Below are 21,679 nucleotides of genomic sequence, written 5' to 3'. Positions count from 1 at the left end.
GAGCCTGTGCAGTATGCCAGCGCATGCCCATAAACCCAGCGATAGTTACCTGATCTTGCGGGCAGATCAAAGCGGCATACATGGTCAATGGGATATCGCCTTGCGCGACCTCGATTTCGCCATCGGCCTGGATGCAGATGGCAATGGTGAGCTAACCTGGGATGAGGTACGCAGCAAGCATGCCGAAATCGCCGCCTATGCCCTGGCGAGGCTGAAAATAACAGCTGGCGACCAGCAATGCCCGCTGAAGGTCGGGCAACAATTGATAGACCAGCACAGTGATGGGGCCTATACCGTCTTGATGTTCGACAGCACTTGCGAAGTCGAAAAAATCGAGGTGCAGTATCAATTATTTTTTGATCTCGATAGCCAGCACAAGGGCTTGCTACGCCTGGTCAACAAGAACGGTGTGACCGCCACTGCCATCTTCAGCCCTGAGCTGGCCAGCCAGCAATTCGTGCTGGCAGAAGTCAGCAGGTGGCGGCAGTTCAGCGATTACATCGTCCATGGTATCTGGCATATCTGGATAGGCTTCGACCATATACTGTTTTTACTCTCTTTGTTATTACCCGCCGTCCTGGTCTTGCAGGCGGGTAAATGGCAGGCGGCCCCAGGTTTTAAAGCAGCCTTTGTCGATGTCCTGAAGATCGTCACGGCCTTCACCCTCGCCCACTCCATCACTCTTAGTCTGGCAGCGCTGGGGATGCTGGCCCTGCCCTCGCGCCTGGTGGAGTCGGCAATTGCCGCCTCGGTGGTACTGGCCGCATTGAATAACCTGTTCCCGCTATTTCAAGGCAGGCGCTGGCTGGTGGCCTTTGCTTTTGGTCTCATCCATGGTTTCGGCTTTGCCAGCGTCCTGGCTGATCTGGGCTTGCCGCAATCGGCATTATTGCTGGCCCTGGTAGGCTTCAACCTGGGAGTGGAAACCGGGCAGCTCGCCATCGTCGCGGTATTCCTGCCACTGGCTTTTTTGCTGCGCCGTCAATGGCTATACCAGCGCCTCATCTTGCAGGCGGGCTCCGGGCTGATCATACTCATCGCCCTGATCTGGTTCATGGAACGGGCTTTCAATCTGAAACTGATTTCCTAGAAAACGCTTTATATTGACTATCCTTATGTGAAATAAAACTGGGTTTTGCCTTGCATGGCAATGCTAGAATGAAGCGCTGCTGCCATCCAGGCTGGACAAAGTCATGGATGCCTTGCTGGCAGTCGCATCATATAAAACTACACGATCAATAAAGGATATGCATGAAAAACAAACTGGGTCTGCTTTTGCTGGCAGCTCTGGGTGCCAATGCCGGTGCACAGGAAAATCTCAATTATCAAAAGCCGCCGCAATCGATACTGGAGCTGGCTGACTTCCAGCGTGCCCCTGCGGTCAGTATGGATAGTCATAAAAAGACCCTGTTGTTAAGCTATCGCAATACCTATAAGACACTGAGCGAGCTGAGCCAGACTGAAATGCGTCTGGCCGGTTTGCGCATCAATCCCGTCACGAATATTTCCAGCACCCTGACCTATATCAATAACCTGAAATTACGCAAAGTCGATGCCAGGGAAGAAGTGCAAGTCAAGGGCCTGCCTGAAAACCCGCTGATCGCCTATGTCAGCTGGTCACCGAATGAAAAGAAAATCGCCTTTACCCATACCGCAGCCAATGGGGTGGAATTGTGGGTCATCGATGTCGAGACAGCCACGGCAAAAAAACTGACAGAAGCCAATCTGAATGCCAACCTCGACACGCCGTTTGACTGGTACAGGGATAGTGAAAACCTGCTCATCAAGGTCTTGCCCAAGAATCGCCAGCCACTGCTGGATGCCAGCAAGAATTTGCCCAGCGGTCCCATCGTCTCGACTTCTACAGGTGCCACTTCACAAAATCGTACCTATGCCGATTTGCTGAAAAATAAAAATGATGAAAGCAATTTTGAAAACCTGACGACCTCAGAACTGCATAAAGTGAGCTTGAATGGCAAGAGCAGTTTTTTCAGAAAAGCAGAAATGTATGATGACATCCACTTTTCGCCGGATGGCAAGTATCTGCAATTAAACTCCTTGCAAAAACCTTTCTCTTACATCGTCCCGCTGGAGCGTTTTCCGGAAAAAATAGTAGTCACGGATACTGCTGGCAAACAGATCAAGATAGTCAGTGAAACACCTCTGCATGAAGTGATGCCGAAAGGCTTTAGTGCCGTCCCCACTGGCAAGCGCTATGTGTTCTGGCGTGCCGACAAGGCAGCCAGCCTGAGTTATGTAGAAGCGCTGGATGGCGGTGACCCGGCCAATAAAGTCGATTTCCGCGATGAAGTATTTTCCTGGGATGCACCTTTTGACAAAGCGCCGGTATCACTGGTAAAAACCAGCCAGCGCTATGTCAGCATTACCTGGGGCAGTGACAATCTGGCCGTGGTTACCGATGCCTGGTATGACACCCGCAATGTCAAAGTCCATTTCTTTAACCCATCCAATCCGGCCGAGGCGCCACGCCTGATTTCAGAACGCAATATGCAGGATGTGTATGCCGATCCTGGTCGCTTTGAAACCAAATACAATCAATATCATCGACGTGTTTTAGCGGTAGAAGATAACAAGGCTTATCTGCTGGGCGCAGGGCACACTAAAAATGGCCAGTTCCCCTTCATTGATGAATTGGATATCAGCAGTCTGAAAAAGAATCGCCTGTATCAATCTACCTATACGGACAAAATAGAAAACATCGTTTCCATTGAAGATGTTAAAAAAGGTGATGTGCTGGTACAGATACAATCGAAGAGTGAATATCCGAACTACTACTTCCGCAATATCAAGGGCGGCAGCCAGCTGACACCTGTGACGCAATTCAAGAACCCCTTCATGGCCTTGAAGGATGTCTCGAAAGAAGTCATCAAATACAAGCGCAAGGATGGTGTGGAACTGTCAGGCACGCTGTATTTGCCTGCCGCCTACGACAAAGAGAAGAAAGAGAAACTGCCTTTGCTGATCTGGGCTTATCCAGCGGAATACAAGGATAAAAATTCTGCCGGTCAAAGCACGCATAATCCTAACCAGTTTACCTTCCCCAGCTATGCGTCTTTCATTTACTGGGTGACGCGTGGCTATGCGGTGCTGGATGATGCTGCCTTCCCCATCATTGGTGAAGGCAAGACTGAGCCGAATGATAATTTCATCCCGCAACTGGTCGACAATGCCGAAGCGGCGATCGATGCAGTCGATGCCCTGGGTTATGTGGACCGCAAGCGTGTCGCCGTAGGTGGCCATTCCTATGGCGCTTTCATGACTGCGAACCTGCTGACACACAGCAAGTTATTTGCCTGTGGGATCGCACGCAGCGGCGCTTACAACCGCACGCTGACACCTTTCGGTTTCCAGACTGAACAGCGCAATTACTGGGAAAGCCCTGAGGTCTATAACAAGATGTCGCCTTTCATGAGTGCCGACAAAATGAAGACACCACTCTTGCTGGTACATGGTGAAGCCGATAATAATCCCGGCACCTTCACCCTGCAAACCGAGCGTTATTTCCAGGCTTTGAAAGGCCTGGGCGCACCAGTACGCATGGTGATACTGCCCAAGGAAAGCCATGGTTATGCTGCCAAAGAAAGCATCATGCATTTGTTGTGGGAACAGGATCAGTTTCTGGAGAAATGCCTGAAAAAATAAATAGTGAAACTGTCATAAGCAAAAAATCCCAGGCTGACCAGCCTGGGATTTTTTTATTCACTTCACTGAAAACACGCCAGCAATGTCGTTTAACTGTCCTGTTATTTGATCTTTTTACCGATGGACTTGCCGCCTCTCTCGACGACCAGCGCACTCACGTCGCCATTCGCATCTTTTTCGAAACGTAGTGAGGCCATGTTATTGAGCATGAAGTAGCTGCCATCAAGAGCAGAAAAAAGCTCTTGCCGGTCGCCGCCAAAGGGAGCAGCCTTGACGTACAGGCGATCAGCTTCGGCAGTGATGATGACAGGATAGCCAGCTAGCGCATATTCACCGGCCAAACTCTTGTATTCACTGGCATCACCAGCCCTGGCAATTTTTTCCACTACCTTGTAGTCAGTCCAGCCGTATTCCATCGAAATGGCACGCAAAACTTCCTGTATCAGTTCACTACCATTCTCGCTATTGGTCATCAGTGCTGCGCCCTGGCCAGTACTGGTGAAAGTTGTCAGCATGGTGCGATAACCTTCGTTACTACCGCTGTGACCAAAACCCGCATGCTTGTCGGTGGCCGGGCTCAGGAACACACCCAGGCCATAGTCTTTTAACTTGCTGGGTGTCAGCATTTGCCTGGTCATTTCTGGCGACAAGACTTTGTTTGATTTAGCCAGGCTGCTCTGCTGTATCTCAATCGCAAAAAGTGCCAGATCCGATGGGGTAGTCCACAGGGATGCAGCTGCCATTTCCGGATAGCGATGCCATTTACCAGGTACAGGCATGCCATTGGCAAGATGGCCCGAGGCTGCCATAGACTGCCAGTTTTCTGGCAATTCAAAGCTGCTATGATCCATGCCCAGTTTGTCCAGCACGTTTTTTTTCATCAGGGCAGGAAAGCTTTCATGGCTGGCATCCGTCATCAGCAGCTGTGCTATGGAATAGCCACCACCTGAATAACTCCAGACACTATCGGGCAAGGCAGTGACTCTGACTGCGGTGGAATTGGCTGGCTTTTTACCTTCCAGCACATCAATCAAGGACGGCACATCCTGACTGGCAGCATAACCTTGAAAGCCATGCACATTGATACCAGCCGTATGGTTTAACAAACCACGCAGGCTGACGACTTGTTTGTCTGTAAAAGCATTGCCAGGCAGTTTCCATGACTGCAATTGCTGGTTGACATCGCCATCCAGATTCAAGCTACCGCGCTCGACCAGGGCCAGTGCCGCCATGGCTGTCACCGGCTTACTGATGGAGGCAGCCTGGAATCTGGTTTCAACAGTGACAGGCTGCTTGCTGAGCGCATCGGCATAGCCATAGCCACGCGCCCATTCCAGCTTGCCCTGATTAATGATGGCGATACTCAGCCCTGGGACCTTGAGTGCCGCCATGCGCTCTGCCAGGCGCATGGGCTGCAGAGGCCGCCCCTTGATGACGGTTTGCGGTAACAAGCCATTTTCTATGCGGCTTATGCGTACATTGAGTGCATCCACCGTGGCAGCATCTTCGGCCATTGCCTGCATGGTCAAACACAATAAGGACAGACAAGCAAAAGGGGCAAAGATTTTTTTCATTGTGAGTGGACTCTGTTCGGAATGATGTACATCATGGGCTTCGCAGGGAATAACAAAGCAAGTGCCAGCTGCACTCTAAGTAGATACAATAATTGCAATATAATACTTGCAATATTCTAGCTTAGAGAGCAATACAAATTAAAGTTCAGAATAAATGCAAAAGCATAAAAAAAGGGAGCCTGCACAGCCCCCTTTTCCATGTTCAAACTCTGGGCATTACTGCGTCTGTATCGCCGAATAAATAATGACAGAATTGACCGGCACATCACTCATGTCCTGAACCTGCCTGGTTGGCACCTGACGTATCTTGTCCATGATATCGAGCCCACTGACGAGTTTGCCAAATACGGCATAGCCTTGTGTCGTGGCGCAAGAAAACTGACTGCAAGAATCGAGTGCAGGATTGTCGACGACATTGATAAAGAATTGCGAAGTGGCGCTATCTGGCACATTGGTGCGAGCCATGGCAATGGTCCCACGCAAATTGCTCAAGTCATTGGGCGATTCCAGCTTGATCGGCAGCAGCGTCGCCGCTTGCTTCAGATCAGCGTCATAGCCGCCACCCTGGATCACAAAATTACTGATGACGCGATGGAATATCTTGTTCGTATAAAAGCCATTCTCTGTATAGGTGAGGAAGTTATCCACTGTAATGGGTGCTTTGGCAGGATTTAATTCCACCACCATGTCACCCAGATTGGTCTTCATCGTCACTTGCGGTGGATTAGCCAGGTTGACCACCGTGGGCATGGAATACAGCTTGCTGCCCTTGTCAGAGAGTACCGTCAATTCAGAACTGCCCACACCGATGATCTTGCAAGAAAAATTCCTTTGGGTAGATGAGCCATTGCCCGCCTCTATCAAACTCAGGCAAAACGGCATCTTGACGCTGGCTGAGCCCAGGTTTTCACCAGTGACAGTAATCTTGGAAACTTTTCTGTATACCAACTGATCCATGCTCACCTTGCTGATGCTGGCCAGGGCTTTGACTTCTATATGGTAGGGCAATTTCCAGGGTGAACCTGGTTGCGGTTGGCTGCATACGGTAGGGTTGTCCTGGCACAAGCGCACTTCCAGAACACCGTCATAGACCCCTATCGGCAACTTCCCGGAAACCTGCAAAGTAACATCGTAGGCAGAAGTGGAAACCGCGGTCATATTGACAGTGCCGGTAGTCACGCCTTTCGTGTCTATGATGCCGACATTCACCGTTCCTGAAAAAACCTTGTTGGCGCTGGCTCTGATGACCGCCGATTTGTTTTGTCCCTCGATGACGGCGACATTCAAGGATTCCGGGCTAAAGCTCAGACCAGGATCATTGACAACAACAGGACTGGCTGGCGCTGAACCGCCGCCACCACCACATGCTGTCAACAGCATGCCCAGCATACTCAAGCAAATTAGTTTTTTCATCACGCGACCTTTTTAGTAAAGGCCGCATTTTACTTGGGTTTGCAACTTGTTCCCACATTGCTCAATATGAAATGATCAAATTAACACCTCAAAAATAGGCCCGATTTATGCACACACAATTTAATTTCTATATTTCATCAAGGTATATTTCAGCGTTGAATGCCGGATCAAAAATTGAACATGTCGGCATGCATTTTTTCATTCGTACTGGATAATCATGAACCCTAGAATCTATTTCCTGGCCTGCGCACTGCTCGCAGCCAGCAGCTTTGCCGCCCAAACCTACGTTATCACTGCAGAAAATCTGCAAGCAGCCAAGCCCAGCAGTCTGTCGCTGGCCAATGTGACAGCCACTGCCAGTGGAGCAAAAGTTGTGTCATATGCGGCATCGAATACGGCAGTCGCGGATTTTATAAAAAGCTTAAGTGCGGCGGGAGCTGGCAAAGTAGATTTGCTGGAAATCAAGGCGGTGACTGCTTGTGGGCAAAAGTTGCATCGTGCAGAAATACAGTTCGAAGGCGATAACAGCAAACTGCCTGCTCAAAAACCTGGGATGGCTGCCATTGCCATGATGATTGACGGTAAAGAATTTCGTTGTGCAGCCGAGGACGCTGGCAAATAACTGGAATTCAACACTGCTCAGAATGGCACATGGATAAAGCATGCGCCATGCATACCTTATACCACCACAAAAACAAAGCCCCTCGTCAAGATAACCGAGGGGCCTTGATGAACATGTCTGTATCTTTTGCTGATTCAGGCATCCATTAGCAAGAAAAAATCAACGCTCTATCGCCAGCGCCACACCCATGCCGCCGCCTATGCACAAACTCGCCAGGCCTTTTTTGGCATCGCGACGTATCATTTCATGAATCAGGCTGACCAGGATACGGGCACCGGATGCACCGATAGGGTGACCTATCGCAATTGCGCCACCATTGACATTGATCTTGCTGGTGTCCCAGCCCATTTCCTTGTTGACGCCGATTGCCTGGGCGGCAAAGGCTTCATTGATTTCCATCAGGTCCAGGTCTTGATGGCTCCAGCCAGCTTTTTTCAGACAGAGTTGAGCGGCAGGTACCGGGCCCATGCCCATGATGGTAGGATCAATACCGGCAGAAGAATAAGCCTTGATGCGGGCCAGCACTGGCAAACCCAGCTCATCGGCTTTCTTGGCGGACATCATGATGACGGCAGCAGCACCGTCATTGAGGCCAGAGGCATTACCGGCAGTCACAGTACCATTCTTGTCAAAGGCAGGGCGCAGTGCCGCCAATGATTCCAGCGTGGTGCCGTGCTTGATGAATTCATCGCTGTCAAACACTGTCGTGCCTTTTTTGCTGACCAGTTCAAAAGGAATGATTTCATCCTTGAACTTGCCTGCTTTTTGCGCGGCTTCTGCCTTGTTTTGGGAAGCCAGAGCAAACAAGTCTTGTTCTTCACGGGTCACGCCATATTTCTTGGCGACGTTTTCTGCCGTGATACCCATATGGTATTGGTTGTAGACATCCCACAGACCATCAACGATCATGGTATCGACCAGTTTGGCATCGCCCATGCGAAAACCATCGCGAGAACCGTTCAATACGTGCGGGGAGGCGCTCATGTTTTCCTGGCCACCGGCGATGATGATGTCAGCATCACCGGCCTTGATGGCTTGCGCCGCCAGATGGGTGGCTTTCAGGCCGCTACCGCATACCTTGTTGATGGTGAAAGCTGGCACCATGTCTGGCAAACCAGCTTTGATGACAGCCTGGCGCGCCGCATTCTGGCCCACACCTGCAGTCAGGACTTGGCCGAGTATGACTTCATTGATCAGATCGCCACTGAGGCCGGCTTTCGCCAGCAAGGCCTTGATGACATGCGCGCCCAGATCGGAAGCAGCCGTTTTTGCCAAAGAGCCACCAAATTTGCCTACTGCAGTACGACCTGCAGCTACGATTACCACGTCTTGCATGTGAATTCTCCTGGTTTTACCCCTGGGGGGGGTGAGATGGTCAAATGTTTGCTGCTTTAGAACCTGTTTACGATCTTACTGCGCAAGCGTGATCGGGGCTCATGCGTTGCTCAAAATGCTCATGTACTTAAGTACATTCCGCTTTTTGCGCTACTCTTCACCCCGCTGACGCTCGCTCGCTACAGATCGTAAACAGGTTCTTAGGATACATCCTCTAGCTTACCACTGCTGGCGATGGCTTGAGTCCAGAGTGCTCAAAAAAAGATGGTGTTTTGGCATGTAACATGGCTGTCATGCTTTACACATGCTTGGCAAGCTTAGCCAATACCCTTGCCGCCATGGGAGAGAGGCTGGGTCAGATAGACCGGCAGCCAGCCCTGAGCAAGACAAAGATTTGCTGCTGGATTTTTGTTGCTGGACTTGAATCAAAGATTGAATACACTGATCACTGCCGAAGCAGGTGCTGATCTTGGCAGGGAATTACCAGGGCCTGCATTTTTATATCAACAAAGAAAAAGCTAACAAGCTGGAGGAAGACCATGCAAGAAAAAATCATCAGTAAAATCCTGTACGTCAGTGGCACCGTCACCATGCTGGCGGGCTTGCAGTTTATTGCGCCCACCCTGTTTCTGCAGGCATCGGGCATGCAGGTAGGCGATGTCACCGGCCTGTTCTTTGCGCGGCACTGGGGTTTGATGGCTTTTGTGGTTGGCGCGTTGATTATCTATGCGGTCAAACAAGTGCAGGCGAGGAGAGCAATTTTACTGGCAGCAGCAGTGGAAAAACTGGGCCTGGTCTTCATGCTGGCCATCAACTGGACTGAGCCAGCCTTGCAGGGTCTGCATATTGCCGCTTTTTTCGACGGCAGTTGTGTGCTGCTGTATTCGATTTACTTGCTGGGTAAGGCACCAGCGTCATCGGCACAGACTTGATTTTGTCTGAAAATGAAAAAATCCCCTCATGCGAGCATCAGGGGATTTTTTTACTGCAACTCACCGCAGTGAGTCTGAATCTACAATTGCTAAATTATTTCTTTTTAGCAGTTGCTTTTTCAGCCGCTTGTGTGAACTGTTGAGTAGCCTTGTTCAGGTTTTCTTCCAGTGTTTGCACAGCTTGCTTGGTTGTTTTGGACAGTTGCTCGTAACCTGCGTTGATGTTGCCAACGACAGATTTCAAGGCTGTAACAGCTTGTTCGGAACCAGCCGGTGCATTTTTTGTTACTTCGTCGATCAGGGAAATCACTTTAGTGTTTGTTTCAGCGATATGCGCTTCAACAGCTTTAGTGAATTCTTGCTGAGTTGCTGTTGTGATCGTTGCCAGGTGACGGCCATAAGCCAGGGCTTTTTCTGCGTTTGGCTGAGCTTGTGCTGCAGACAAAGTGAAAAATTCTTGTGGGTCTTTGGCGCTTAACAGTTGTTTGGCTGCAGCAGTACCTTCTTCGAAACTTGCCTTGGCAGCATTGACGTTCAGGGCAAACAATTGCTCCAGGCCTTCAAATGCTTTTTTGTTCAGGGAAGTCAGGGAAGCAAATTGCGCTTCCAGGTTAGCTTTAGTCGTAGCGATAAATTGTTCTGGTGTATTGGTAGTCATGGCATTCTCCGGTAGATGGAATTAAGTGGCTTTAGGTAATCGGCAGCGCTTTCCAGGAATTCTTGAATGGTGCACCGCAACAAATACGATTCTACACGCAGAATTTAAAACGTCAAGCACTTTTTGTGCATCGCACCAAAATTAAGTAAATGATATTTTCAGATATCTAACTGCTTTTCCTGGAATTGCCAGTTCTGCTGACTATTTAAGCATACACAAATTGCTATTTAGAAAATTTTCTCTCCAGCATCAAGAGGGCTTCCTTATTCTGCAAACCACCGGCATAACCCGTCAGCGCACCATTGCTGGCGATTACCCTGTGGCAGGGAATAATGATGGATAGAGGATTGCGCCCGTTTGCCGCGCCCACTGCACGTACTGCCCTGGGCCTGGCTATGCCCTGCGCCAGCGCCAGATAGCTGCTGGTCTGGGCAAAGGGGATGCGGCGCAAGGCTGACCATACTTCTTGCTGGAAATCTGTACCTGCCGATAAATCCAGGGGCAAGTCAAAATCCTGGCGCTGCCCGGCAAAATATTCCTGCAATTGCTGGCGTGCCTGTATCAGGATGGGCTCAGACTCATCCTCTTGCCAGCCTGCGCTGCCTTTGAAGTGTTTGTGGTTTTCAAAGTACACGCCGCTGAGCCCCTGTTCACTGGCGGCTAATAGTAAATTCCCTACCGGGCTGCTGCAATTAATGTATTTCATGATATTTCCTTTAATCTTTCAGTGATTGCCATAACAATAGAGCTGCATAAGCCCGCCACGGAGCCCAGGGCTGGGCGATATTCAATAATTGTTTTTCAGTCAGGCGCTCGCTGACTGGGGTAGCCAGTAAGGCGGCGGCCTTTTGCAAACCCAGGTCGCCCGCCGGAAAAGCATCCGAGAAACGCAGGGCGCGCATGGCGATGTATTGCGCCGTCCACTCACCTATGCCCTTGACGGTTTTCAGTCTGCTCACCATCTCATCTGAACTGGCGGCCAACTGCCTTTGCAAGCCACCATCCAGCGCGAACTGGGCAATATTCTGTAGTGTGGCAGCGCGTGCACCGGGTATGCCTATGCCTGCCAGTTCATCGATCGATAAACCAACGATGGTTTGCGGGCTGGGAAAATGATGGGTGACAGCCGCAAACGGGGTAAGCACTGGCTGACCAAAACGCGTCACCAGACGCCCCGCCACCGTGGTGGCACCAGCCACACTGACTTGCTGGCCCAGCACGGCGCGGATAGCCAGTTCGAAACTATCAAAAGCACCGGGCACGCGCATACCGGGCGTGCGCAGGATTTGCCCGGCCAGCAAGGCATGGCTTTGCAAATGACTTTGTATGATCGCGGGATTGGCTTCCAGGTCAAATTGTTGCCTGACCCTGGCCATCAGTGGCATGAGTACCGGTGCCAGAGTGGGCGAGACTTGCAGACTGAGTTGCTGTTTGGCTGGCAGATGGGCGACTTTGAGCCAACCGTCCAGGCCATCCATGTGCACACTGCGCACATAGGCCTTGCCGCCTTTTTCATCGATGACGGCTTCCAGGCCGGGCATGGCACGGCCAGCAAGGTAAGTAATCACTGCGTCCCAGGCATAGGGTGGGCGGTAAGCCAATTTCAGGCTGACGCCCTCGCCTGGGCTATCTGCTGCACGGCGTATCGACCCCGGAGCCAATTGATAGCGTTCTGAGAACAAGGCATTAAAACGCCTGACACTGCCAAAACCGGCGGCAAAAGCAATCTCGGCCATGCCCAGCTGGGTTTCCTGCAAGAGTTTTTTGGCAAACAATAAACGCTGGGTTTGGGCCAGTTCTACTGGTGTCACCCCAAACTCCTGCAACATGACGCGGCGCAACTGGCGCGATGACAGTCCCACCTGCTCAGAAAAACTTTCTATATCTGTTTCATTCAAGGCACCGTCAGCAATTTTTTGCCAGATGGCATGCGCCAGGTTTTGCTGTATCGCATAGGGAGCCAGTTCGGGCCGACACCGCAAACAGGGGCGAAAACCGGCCGCCTCTGCCGCCGCAGCACTGCCGAAAAATTCACAAGATGATTCGCGCGGCGTCTTGACGCCACACACCGGGCGACAATACACCCCTGTGGTTTTCACGCCGGTAAAAAACACGCCATCGAAACGGCTATCCTTGGCGGCCAGGGCACGGTAATAACATTGCTTTTGCGTCAAGCCATCGCTGGCTTCTGTCAGCATCAGGCTGGTCGCATCCGGCTGCGCTATTGCCTGTTGCTTGCCAGGTGTAGTCCGTATCTGCTGTTCCATAGCCGCCACTTTCTTTCGCGTAATCAATTCTGAAATAGTTAAAGTCATGTACCCAATATACAATCTGCATTACTATCTTCAGGAAACTTTATACGCGAGTGCTGGTCACTCTTCTAGCCATTTTCGGACAAACAAATCGGGAATCATGCGCCAGGCGCTGAATTTGAATCGCAATTTGCATCGTATCGTCAAGACCGCGCGCAGGCATCCGCGGCTGGCGACTTGTTTACTCAGCCAATTGAGCTTGCAGGCTCAAGCTGCCGGGCAAACCGGCTTGCAGCTTGATGCCTGTTATCAGCGCTACCTGATACTGGAAAGACTGGGGCAAGCGCAGTCCATGCACCATGAACTGGAGCAAGGCTTGCAAATTGCTGAACAACAGCAATTGACACGCCCGGCGGGGCTAATGTTGCTGGCGCTGGGCCGCATCAGCTATACCGAAGGTGCTTACCGTGATGCCATCCTGTATTGGACCCGTTGTGTCGATCTCAGCAAGTTCAACCGCGACCAGGTCACCCTGGTAGAAGCGCATATAGGGCTGGGACAGATTTACGATGCCCTAGGCGACCGCAAGACTGCCGCCCGTTTTCATACCGATGCTGGCATCTTGCTGGAACAATTGAATGAACCTTATTTGCTGTGCAAGCAAATCATCAATCTGGGTGTCAATGAACTCAATACCGATGAATTGCAGGCGGCAGCAGACTGCTTTCTGAAGGCAAAAGCGCTGGCCGAAGAACATGCCATCCATGAATACCTGGCAGAAACCTATTGGTATCTGGGTCTGGTTGCCAGCCGTCGCGCACAGCTGGCGATAGCCGAAGCGCATATACGAACAGCTTTGCAACTGGCCCATGCCTGCGACTATGTCTGGCTGGAAGCAGCAACCCTGGATTCGCTGGCTGACATCTTGCGTGCGGCAGGACAAGTGGAAGAAGCCCTGGCGGCCTATGCCACTGCCCTGAGCTATGCAGAAAAAATTGGTTCACGCAGCCAGAAAGTGCGCAGCCTGGCAGCGCTGTCCGAATTGCATGAGCAGCAGGAAAACTGGCAAGCTGCCCTGCACTTTGCCCGCCTGCATCAGCAAACCGCCAGCGAGCTGAGCGAACTGGGTACGGTGGACAAGTTCCGTGAATTGCGCGCCTATGATTTATCACGCAAGTCGCCAGTAGAAATCCTGCTGGAACTCTCGTCCAACCGTTTGCTCGAAGAAGGCCAGCCAGCGGAAATACTGCAACTCATCAGCGATACTGCGCTCAGCATCCTGCATGCCGAGCTGGTGAGTATCCACCTGTTTGATGGCAATGGCGTAGGCTTGCATTGCCATGCCAAAGCGGGTGTCGCCTGCGCCAGGGTCAAGGCAGAAATGCCTTGCCAGAACTTGCCGCTGCTGATGCACATATTGCAGCAAGATGAAGTACCGCTGGTGGCCCATGATATGCGGCTGCATGTAGTGGCTGGCGAGATGCAGGCCTTGCTCGGTCAGCCGCAACTGCATTCGGTACTGGAAATCCCCCTGCGTCTGCATGGCAAGAGCATGGGCTTGCTATGCCTGGCCCAGACCAGCAGTATCAGGCACTGGTCGCGCGAAGATGTCTTGTTTGGCCGCCATCTGGCGAATCTGATACAACAAGTACTCAGCCATGCCGAGCATGCACAAACCCAGAAGCAGCTCGAAGCCAGGGTACAAGAACGCACCGCCAGCCTGCAATTACAGACTGAGCAATTACAACAGGCGCACCAGCATATTTACCAGCTCAGCGAAATAGGCAGGGAAATCACTTCCAGCCTGGACCGCGATACCATCATGGAAATTGTCTACCGCCATGTGCATGACTTGATGGGGGCTGAGGTATTTGCAGTTGGCATTTACCGGCCAGAACAGGAAACCATAGAATTCCCCTGCAATATTTTGCGCGGCCATCGCATGTTGCCGTATATACGCGATATCAAGGACAGGGACTTGCTGTCAGTCTGGTGTGTCACCCACCAGCAGGCGATTTTCATCAGCGACATCTATACTGAATACCATAGCTATATCAGTGCAGCCGGTTTGCATAAACTGACTGTGGACAGTGCCTATTTTGCCGATCTGGAAAAGATCATCCCGGTCTCGCATATTTACGTGCCCCTGGTGATCAAAGGGCGCACCATAGGCATCATTGCCATACAGAGTACGCAGAAAAATGCTTTCCAGCGCATGCATCTGGATATCGCCATGATGCTGGCGGCGTATACCGCCATCGCCGTGGAAAATGCCGAGACTTATCAACAGTTATTAAAAGCCCAGCAAATCCTGATCTCACAAGAAAAACTGGCGGCCCTGGGTTCGCTGGTGGCTGGCATCGCCCATGAATTGAATACCCCCATAGGAAATAGCCTACTGACAGCTACCACCTTGCAGGAACAGTCCGCCATCTTCCTGCGCAAGCTGGCGGACAACAGCTTGAAGCGCTCTGACTTGAATCAATTTTCGGCAAGTATCAATAATGCCAATGATTTATTGTTGCGCAATCTCATGAGTGCCAGCGACCTGGTCAGCAGTTTCAAACAAGTCTCGGTAGACCAGACCAGCCAGAAGCGCCGCAGCTTTAATTTGCGCAAGACTTCACTGGAAGTCATACGCACCTTGCACAACCTGATACACAAGCGCGGCCATACGCTGGAAATTGATATCCCTGATGATATAGAGTTGAACAGCTTCCCGGGGCCGTATGGGCAAATCCTGAGCAATTTCATCAATAATGCCATGCTGCATGCCTTTGACAAACGCGAGAATGGCAAGATGCTCTTGCGCGCCTATAAAACACCGGACAATCAGGTACAACTGATTTTCTCTGACAATGGCATGGGCATAGAGGAACAGGATTTAAGGCGCATTTTCGATCCCTTCTTCACCACCAAGCTGGGTCAGGGTGGCAGTGGCCTGGGACTCAGCATTGTGCATAACCTGGTGACCACCATCATGATGGGCAGTATCACGGTCGACAGCACGCCCGGCCTGGGCACGCGCTTTAGTTTAAGCTTGCCACTCAATCCCTGAGTTTTTGCCAACCCTGCGCTGACTGCTGCCGAACACCATACCGTCATGGTATTTTGGGCAGTCCACATGGTTTTCAGGATTGGCATACACTAACTGAGTTTGCTTATACTTATTTATCATGACTACTCAACGCGCCCCCGACCTGAAAACCGTGCTGCTGGCCAGCGGCATTGTCATTACCTTGTCCATGGGCGTCAGGCATGGTTTTGGTTTCTGGATGCAACCTATCTCGCAAGCGCATGGCTGGACCAGGGAAACCTTTTCCATGGCCATGGCCATGCAAAACCTGATGTGGGGCGTATTTGGCCCTCTCGCCGGCATGGTGATAGACAGAGTGGGTACGATGAAGATGATGGTGCTGGGTGCCTTCCTGTATGCCGCCGGCTTGCTGTGGATGGCACTGATCGATAACTCCGGCCTGTTCATCATTGGCACTGGCATACTGATAGGGGCGGCGCTGGCCTGTACTTCGTTTGGTGCAGTCAGTGGCATCATAGGCCGTACGGCACCACTGGAAAAACGCTCCTGGGCCTTTGGCATCTCTTCTGCGGCAGGTTCCTTTGGTCAATTTATCATGATGCCGATAGAGCAGCAATTGATCGCCCATGCTGGCTGGCAAACTGCTTTCTATGTATTGGCCGCCCTGGTCGTGGTACTGATGCTGCCCATGGCCTGGAAGTTGCGCGAACCAGCGCTGGAGCAAGTCACAGGTCCACAGCAAAGCATCATGGAAGCGACTCGCGAAGCCTTTGGCTACAAACCTTTCTTGCTGCTGGTAGCGGGCTATTTCGTCTGCGGTTTCCAGCTGGTATTCATCGGCGTGCACATGCCTGCCTACCTGAAGGACAAGGGTGTCATGGACCCCAGCGTGGCTGTCTATGCCCTGGCCCTGATAGGCTTGTTCAATATCTTTGGCTCTTACTATGCAGGCAAACTGGGGGGCATGTTCCCCAAACCCTATCTCTTGTCAGCAATCTATCTGGCCCGTAGTGCGGTCATCGGTTTGTTCTTGCTGGCACCGCTGACACCGTATTCCGTATATTTGTTCGCAGCAGCGCTGGGCTTGCTGTGGTTATCTACCGTACCGCTGACGAATGGCGTGGTTGCCGGGATTTTTGGGGTCAAGTATCTGTCGATGCTGTCGGGCTTTGTCTTCTTTTCGCATCAGGTCGGCAGCTTCATCGGGGTCTGGCTGGGTGGTTATATCTACACCAGGACTGGCAGTTACAACATGGTATGGGGCATAGTCCTGGTACTGGGTATCTTCGCGGCTCTGGTGAATTTGCCTATCAGTGAAAAACCCATAGCCCGCGTAGCAGCCGCCTGAGGACCTGGCCATGGCTATGCTCTGCTCCAAAAAACTGTTGCGCCTGCTCTGGGCTGCCATCATGGTGACAGTGCTGGCCCTGGTTTTCCTGGCTTATCTGCGTCCGGCTTTCATACTTGATCTGGCGAATCGCTTTGTGATGTGCTGAGTGCGCTCCACTCCCAGCAAAAAATAGCGCCAGTCCGGCGCTATTTTTTTGCCCGGGATGAACGATATTTCCGCTGTATGGTCTGCTACACTGGGTTCCCTTTTTGATCAAAAGATTTTGGTAAAACTACATGAACAAACATTTGCTGCTTATCTTGCTGGGCACAGCATTGGCCAACCCGGCCAGCCATGCCACAACTGCTACTAGTGCCACCACCGCTACCTCGACTGCGGAGCCAGGCAGTGCTGCTCTGCAAAAGAAGCCTGCTGTCAAGCTGGCCGACAATCCCTTTACCAGCGCCAGCAAACTGCCTTACCAATATCCTGCCTTTGATCAAATAAAAAATGCGCATTATGCGCCAGCCTTTAGCGAGGGTATGCGTCTGCATGGTCTGGAGATTGTAGCGATTGCCAATAATCATGCTGCCCCTACATTTGAAAATACCGTGATTGCCATGGAGCGCGCAGGTCAGATGCTGAACCGTGTTTCCACAGTATTTTCCAGCCTGACTGCGGCCAATACCAATCCTGAGATGGAGAATCTGTCGCGCGAACTGGCACCCAAACTGGCGGCCCATCAAGACCAGATTTTCTTGAATGCCCGCCTGTTCCAGCGCATCAGCAAATTATATGAAGCGCGCCAGGCATTGCAACTGGATGCAGAATCTGCTCGCTTGCTGGAACGCTATTACACCGACTTTGTGCGTGCCGGTGCCAAACTCGGCGACAAGGACAAGCAAAAGCTGAAAAGCCTGAACGCCCAGTTGGCCAGCCTGGCCACCCAGTTCAGCCAGAATGTGTTGAAAGAAACCAATGCCTCGGCCATCATCGTTGACAGCAAGGCTGAATTGCAGGGTTTGTCGGAAGAAGAAATTGCCAGTGCCGCCGAAGCAGCCAAGACGCGTGGTCTGAAAGATAAATTCGTCATCCCACTGGTGAATACCACGGGCCAACCCTTTGAAGCCAGCCTGGTTAACCGTACCTTGCGCCAGCGCCTGCATGAAGCATCCGTCAACCGCGGTAGCCACGGTGGTGAATTTGACAACCGCCAGGTTGCCATCGACCTGGCACGCCTGCGCGCCGAAAGGGCAACGCTGCTGGGTTATGCCAACCATGCCGCCTATGGCCTGGAAGATGAAACGGCCAAGACCACGACAGCCGTCAATAAAATGCTGGGTGAACTGGCACCGGCAGCCGTCAATAATGCCAGGGCAGAAGCCGCAGAGCTGCAAAAAATCATAGATGCCCAGCAAGGCGGTTTCAAACTGGCGGCCTGGGACTGGGCCTTTTATACCGAGCAATTACGCAAAAGCAAATACAGCTTTGACGATAGCCAGTTGCGTCCTTATTTTGAATTGAAGAATGTACTGGAAAACGGTGTCTTCTTTGCTGCCACCAAGCTGTATGGCATTACTTTCAAAGAACGCACTGACTTGCCGGTCTACCACCCCAGCGTCAAGGTCTATGAAATATTTGATGCCGATGGCAAGAGCATGGCATTGTTCATCGCTGACATGTATGCCCGCGATACCAAACGCGGTGGTGCCTGGATGAATGCCTATGTGGAGCAATCCAGCCTGTTTGGCACTCACCCGGTGATCGCCAATCATCTCAATATCCCGCAACCACCGGCAGGCCAGCCTACCCTGCTGACATTTGATGAAGTGCGCACGGCTTTCCATGAATTTGGCCATGCCTTGCACGGCCTGTTTTCGAATGTGAAATACCCGCGTTTTTCTGGTACCAATGTGCCACGTGACTTCGTCGAATATCCTTCGCAAGTCAATGAAATGTGGGCGACCTGGCCAGAAGTTCTGAAAAACTACGCCAGACATTATCAAAACAGCCAAGTGATACCGCAAAGCCTGGTCGATAAAATCACGGCGGCGAATAAATTCAATCAGGGTTTTGCGACCACGGAATATCTGGCAGCATCCTTGCTGGATCAACGCTGGCATCAACTGACACCAGCCCAGGTTCCTAAAGATGCGCTGGCCTTTGAAGCAGCAGCCTTGAAGCAGGCTGGAGTCGACTTTGCCCCTGTGCCGCCACGTTATCGCAGCACGTATTTCTCCCACATCTTTGGCGGCGGCTATTCTGCCGGTTACTATGCCTACCTGTGGAGTGAAGTGCTGGATGCGGAAAGCGTGGAATGGTTCAAGGAAAACGGTGGCCTGAATCGCAAGAATGGTGACTGGTTCCGTCAGCAATTATTGTCCAAGGGCGGCAGCATGGATCCGCTGGAATCTTTCCGTAATTTCCGTGGACGCGAACCAAAGATAGAACCTTTGCTGATACGCCGCGGTTTGAAAGCGGAGTAATCAATCTGCCAATAGCTTACGGGCTGTAGCAGTTAAACAAAGGTCGTAAAAAAAGAGGGAACATCACTGTTCCCTCTTTTCATTTGCAGCGCTACTTGTAAAAAACTTATTCCAGCTTCCAGACGAAATCAACCTTGGCCCACAATTGGTCAGGTTTGCCATCCTTGGTGCCTGGCTTGAATTTGCATTGGCTCAAGGCAGACAGCGCAGCCTTGTCCAGGCTCTTGGAGCCACTGGATTTTTCGACTTTGGATTCAACCACCTTGCCATCGGCACCGACCAGAAAGCCCATGGAAACCGTGCCGGTTTCTTCATTCATCAAGGCGGCTTTCGGGTATTTAGGTGGCTCGCAGGATTTGCTATCCATGACGGGAGATGTCTCAGCCGCCATGACGGAAGCACTGGCCGCCAGCAACAAGGATGAAATGAGAATTGACAGTTGAGGTTTCATAGTGATCTTCTTATTCATGTTCTATTCAGTATAAAAAATTTCCCGGGGTTTTCAAGGCAAGCAGCCTATTTTGCATCAGAACTCTTCCCACTCATCGTTACTGCTGGCACTCGCTGCTTTCTTGCTTGGAGCTCTTGCAGCTGGGAGAGATTTTACCTGAGTGTTTCTGGCTTTAGGCTTGATTGCCACTACCGGTTCAACACGGCGCGGTGCGACTCTGGCGGCTGGTGCGGCAATTTGCTGGGTACGTTCCCCCGCTTGCAATTTAAACACGCTGACCACTTTCGCCAACTCTGAAGCCTGATCCTGCAAGCTTTGTGCGGCGGCAGCAGCCTGTTCTACCAGCGCGGCATTTTGCTGGGTCACGCCATCCATTTCTATGATGGCATGATTGACATGCTCAATACCCACGCTTTGTTCCTGGCTTGCAGCGCTGATTTCGGCAATGATGTCGGTCACATGTTTCACACTGGAGACGACTTGGTCTATCGTGACACCTGCCTGGCCTACCAGCTTGGTGCCGATTTCAACTTTCTCTACCGAAGTACCGATCAGGGTTTTGATTTCCTTGGCTGCTGCGGCACTGCGTTGTGCCAGGTTACGCACCTCAGCGGCAACTACAGCGAAACCACGGCCTTGTTCACCAGCGCGGGCTGCTTCTACGGCGGCATTCAAAGCCAGGATATTGGTCTGGAAAGCGATACCATCAATGACGCTGATGATATCGACAATTTTCTTGGAGGATTCATTGATGGAACCCATGGTATCAACCACCTGAGCCACTACCACACCACCCTGGCGTGCCACTTCCGATGCAGACGCGGCCAGTTGATTGGCTTCGCGCGCATTGTCAGCATTTTGCTTGACCGTGGTCGTCAATTCTTTCATGGACGAGGTGGTTTTTTCCAGGGAGCTGGCTTGTTGTTCAGTACGGGAAGACAAGTCCAGATTACCGGTCGCGATTTCACTGGAAGCAGTGGCGATGGTGTCGGTGCCATTGCGTACCTGGGCAACGATGTTGACCAGGCTGTCACGCATGTTCTTCATTTCAAACAGCAAGCTGGCAGTGTCACCAGACTTCAGATCTATCGGCGCTGTCAGGTCACCAGCAGCTATCTGGCCAGCGATTTCAGCTGCATAATCAGGTTCGCCACCAAGTTGCTTGAGCAGGCTGCGGCTGATGGCAAAAGCCATGAATATACCTGCCAGTAATGCCAGGCCACCCAGGATCAACATCAGACTGGTCGCTGCCTTGAAGGCAGAACCAGCTTCATCAGCAGTCTGGGAATTCAGTTTGTCTTCCACTACGACCAGCTCGTCCAGAGTGTCCAACCATTTTTTCTGCACTGGGCGCAGTTTCTTGATCAGGGTGATGGTCGCTGCTTCGGCATTATTCGCCAGACCCAGTTCCTGCGCTTTGGCAGGCAAGGCTGCGGCAGCGGTTTCAGCTTCTTTCAACTTGCCCAGCAAAGTCTTTTTATCACTATTGCCTGCGCCCTCTTCTGTCGCCAGCTTACTCATTTTTTCATCCGCGGCAGCATACTGCTTGGATTGCTCGGCGATCTTTTTCAGCTCAGGCTCCATGTCACCAGCATCATTGAGCAGGGTCAGATTACGCAGCGATACCATACGGTCATACACGATGGCACGCATGTCCAGTGCCAGACGGGTTTCGGCATTGCTGACATTGACTATCTTGTCCAGTCGCCCCTGAATTTGCGCCATCCTGGAAATACCGACGACGGTCACTGCAATTAATAACGTTAAAACCAGAGCAAAGCCCAGCCCCAGACGCCTACTTACTGTCATTTTTGATAAATTCATTTGCTTGACTGGTGTGAAAAATGGTTGAAGGAGAGGAGAACAAGAGTGCTACGAAATACTAACCTGATTGCTTATCCTTACACGCATAATTGCCGCCAGGAC

16 protein-coding genes are annotated in these 21,679 nt (G+C 51.5%); 8 read left to right on the top strand and 8 right to left on the bottom strand.

All coding sequences use genetic code 11. The features are described 5' to 3' along the window. Positions 1-13: 13 nt before the first annotated feature. Positions 14-1,090, top strand: a complete 1,077-nt coding sequence (locus ACO0LF_RS06450; protein WP_423013075.1) for a HupE/UreJ family protein — start codon at positions 14-16, stop codon at positions 1,088-1,090. A 161-nt stretch (positions 1,091-1,251) separates the two neighbouring features. Continuing rightward, the gene (locus tag ACO0LF_RS06445) at positions 1,252-3,663 is read left to right on the top strand and encodes a prolyl oligopeptidase family serine peptidase (RefSeq protein ID WP_423013073.1); all 2,412 of its coding nucleotides are present in this window, start codon (positions 1,252-1,254) and stop codon (positions 3,661-3,663) included. Positions 3,664-3,764: 101 nt separating this feature from the next. Here the strand turns inward: ACO0LF_RS06445 and ACO0LF_RS06440 are convergent, their stop codons facing one another. Together ACO0LF_RS06440 and ACO0LF_RS06435 are read right to left on the bottom strand one after the other, a co-directional pair. Next, the gene (locus ACO0LF_RS06440) at positions 3,765-5,237 is read right to left on the bottom strand and encodes a serine hydrolase (RefSeq protein WP_423013071.1); all 1,473 of its coding nucleotides are present in this window, start codon (positions 5,235-5,237) and stop codon (positions 3,765-3,767) included. Between the two features lie 216 nt (positions 5,238-5,453). After that, positions 5,454-6,650: a peptidylprolyl isomerase gene (locus tag ACO0LF_RS06435; protein ID WP_423013069.1), complete on the bottom strand. Its 1,197-nt coding sequence runs from the start codon at positions 6,648-6,650 to the stop codon at positions 5,454-5,456. A gap of 217 nt (positions 6,651-6,867) precedes the next feature. On the opposite strand from ACO0LF_RS06435, the gene ACO0LF_RS06430 reads away from it, so the two are divergent. Next, entirely contained in the window at positions 6,868-7,272 is a 405-nt protein-coding gene (locus tag ACO0LF_RS06430) for a hypothetical protein (RefSeq protein WP_423013065.1), read from the top strand. Positions 7,273-7,431: 159 nt separating this feature from the next. Here the strand turns inward: ACO0LF_RS06430 and ACO0LF_RS06425 are convergent, their stop codons facing one another. Next, on the bottom strand, positions 7,432-8,607 hold the full coding sequence (locus ACO0LF_RS06425) for an acetyl-CoA C-acetyltransferase (protein ID WP_422999968.1): 1,176 nt from the start codon (positions 8,605-8,607) through the stop codon (positions 7,432-7,434). 539 nt (positions 8,608-9,146) lie between these two features. Here ACO0LF_RS06425 and ACO0LF_RS06420 point away from each other — a divergent pair. Next, positions 9,147-9,539 carry a hypothetical protein gene (locus tag ACO0LF_RS06420; protein ID WP_423013063.1) on the top strand — a complete coding sequence of 131 codons (393 nt, stop codon included), beginning with the start codon at positions 9,147-9,149 and terminating at the stop codon, positions 9,537-9,539. Between the two features lie 94 nt (positions 9,540-9,633). Here ACO0LF_RS06420 and ACO0LF_RS06415 read toward each other — a convergent pair whose 3' ends face one another. From ACO0LF_RS06415 to ACO0LF_RS06405, 3 genes are all read right to left on the bottom strand, one after another. Further along, positions 9,634-10,197, bottom strand: coding sequence for a phasin family protein (locus ACO0LF_RS06415; protein WP_423013061.1), 564 nt, complete (start codon positions 10,195-10,197; stop codon positions 9,634-9,636). 223 nt (positions 10,198-10,420) lie between these two features. Beyond that, a complete protein-coding gene (locus ACO0LF_RS06410) occupies positions 10,421-10,903 on the bottom strand; it encodes a methylated-DNA--[protein]-cysteine S-methyltransferase (RefSeq protein ID WP_423013059.1) in 483 nt (160 codons plus the stop codon). Between the two features lie 10 nt (positions 10,904-10,913). Further along, positions 10,914-12,464 carry an AlkA N-terminal domain-containing protein gene (locus tag ACO0LF_RS06405; protein ID WP_423013057.1) on the bottom strand — a complete coding sequence of 517 codons (1,551 nt, stop codon included), beginning with the start codon at positions 12,462-12,464 and terminating at the stop codon, positions 10,914-10,916. A 163-nt stretch (positions 12,465-12,627) separates the two neighbouring features. On the opposite strand from ACO0LF_RS06405, the gene ACO0LF_RS06400 reads away from it, so the two are divergent. The 4 genes from ACO0LF_RS06400 (at position 12,628) to ACO0LF_RS06385 (ending at position 19,302) form a co-directional block, all read left to right on the top strand. Then, the gene (locus tag ACO0LF_RS06400; protein WP_423013055.1) at positions 12,628-15,507 is read left to right on the top strand and encodes an ATP-binding protein; all 2,880 of its coding nucleotides are present in this window, start codon (positions 12,628-12,630) and stop codon (positions 15,505-15,507) included. Between the two features lie 118 nt (positions 15,508-15,625). Then, the gene (locus ACO0LF_RS06395) at positions 15,626-16,834 is read left to right on the top strand and encodes an MFS transporter (protein ID WP_423013053.1); all 1,209 of its coding nucleotides are present in this window, start codon (positions 15,626-15,628) and stop codon (positions 16,832-16,834) included. Between the two features lie 10 nt (positions 16,835-16,844). Further along, positions 16,845-16,982, top strand: coding sequence for a hypothetical protein (locus ACO0LF_RS06390; RefSeq protein WP_423013051.1), 138 nt, complete (start codon positions 16,845-16,847; stop codon positions 16,980-16,982). Positions 16,983-17,112: 130 nt separating this feature from the next. Further along, complete coding sequence (locus tag ACO0LF_RS06385; RefSeq protein WP_423013049.1) at positions 17,113-19,302, top strand: M3 family metallopeptidase; 2,190 nt, start codon at positions 17,113-17,115, stop codon at positions 19,300-19,302. 106 nt (positions 19,303-19,408) lie between these two features. Here the strand turns inward: ACO0LF_RS06385 and ACO0LF_RS06380 are convergent, their stop codons facing one another. Continuing rightward, positions 19,409-19,693, bottom strand: coding sequence for an energy transducer TonB (locus tag ACO0LF_RS06380; protein WP_423013474.1), 285 nt, complete (start codon positions 19,691-19,693; stop codon positions 19,409-19,411). Positions 19,694-19,828: 135 nt separating this feature from the next. Beyond that, positions 19,829-21,562 carry a methyl-accepting chemotaxis protein gene (locus ACO0LF_RS06375; protein ID WP_423013047.1) on the bottom strand — a complete coding sequence of 578 codons (1,734 nt, stop codon included), beginning with the start codon at positions 21,560-21,562 and terminating at the stop codon, positions 19,829-19,831. Between the last annotated feature and the right edge of the window lie 117 nt (positions 21,563-21,679).

Source organism: Undibacterium sp. Di27W (assembly GCF_049340345.1).
Lineage (GTDB): Bacteria > Pseudomonadota > Gammaproteobacteria > Burkholderiales > Burkholderiaceae_D > Undibacterium.
This window is presented reverse-complemented; position numbering and strand designations above follow the sequence as displayed.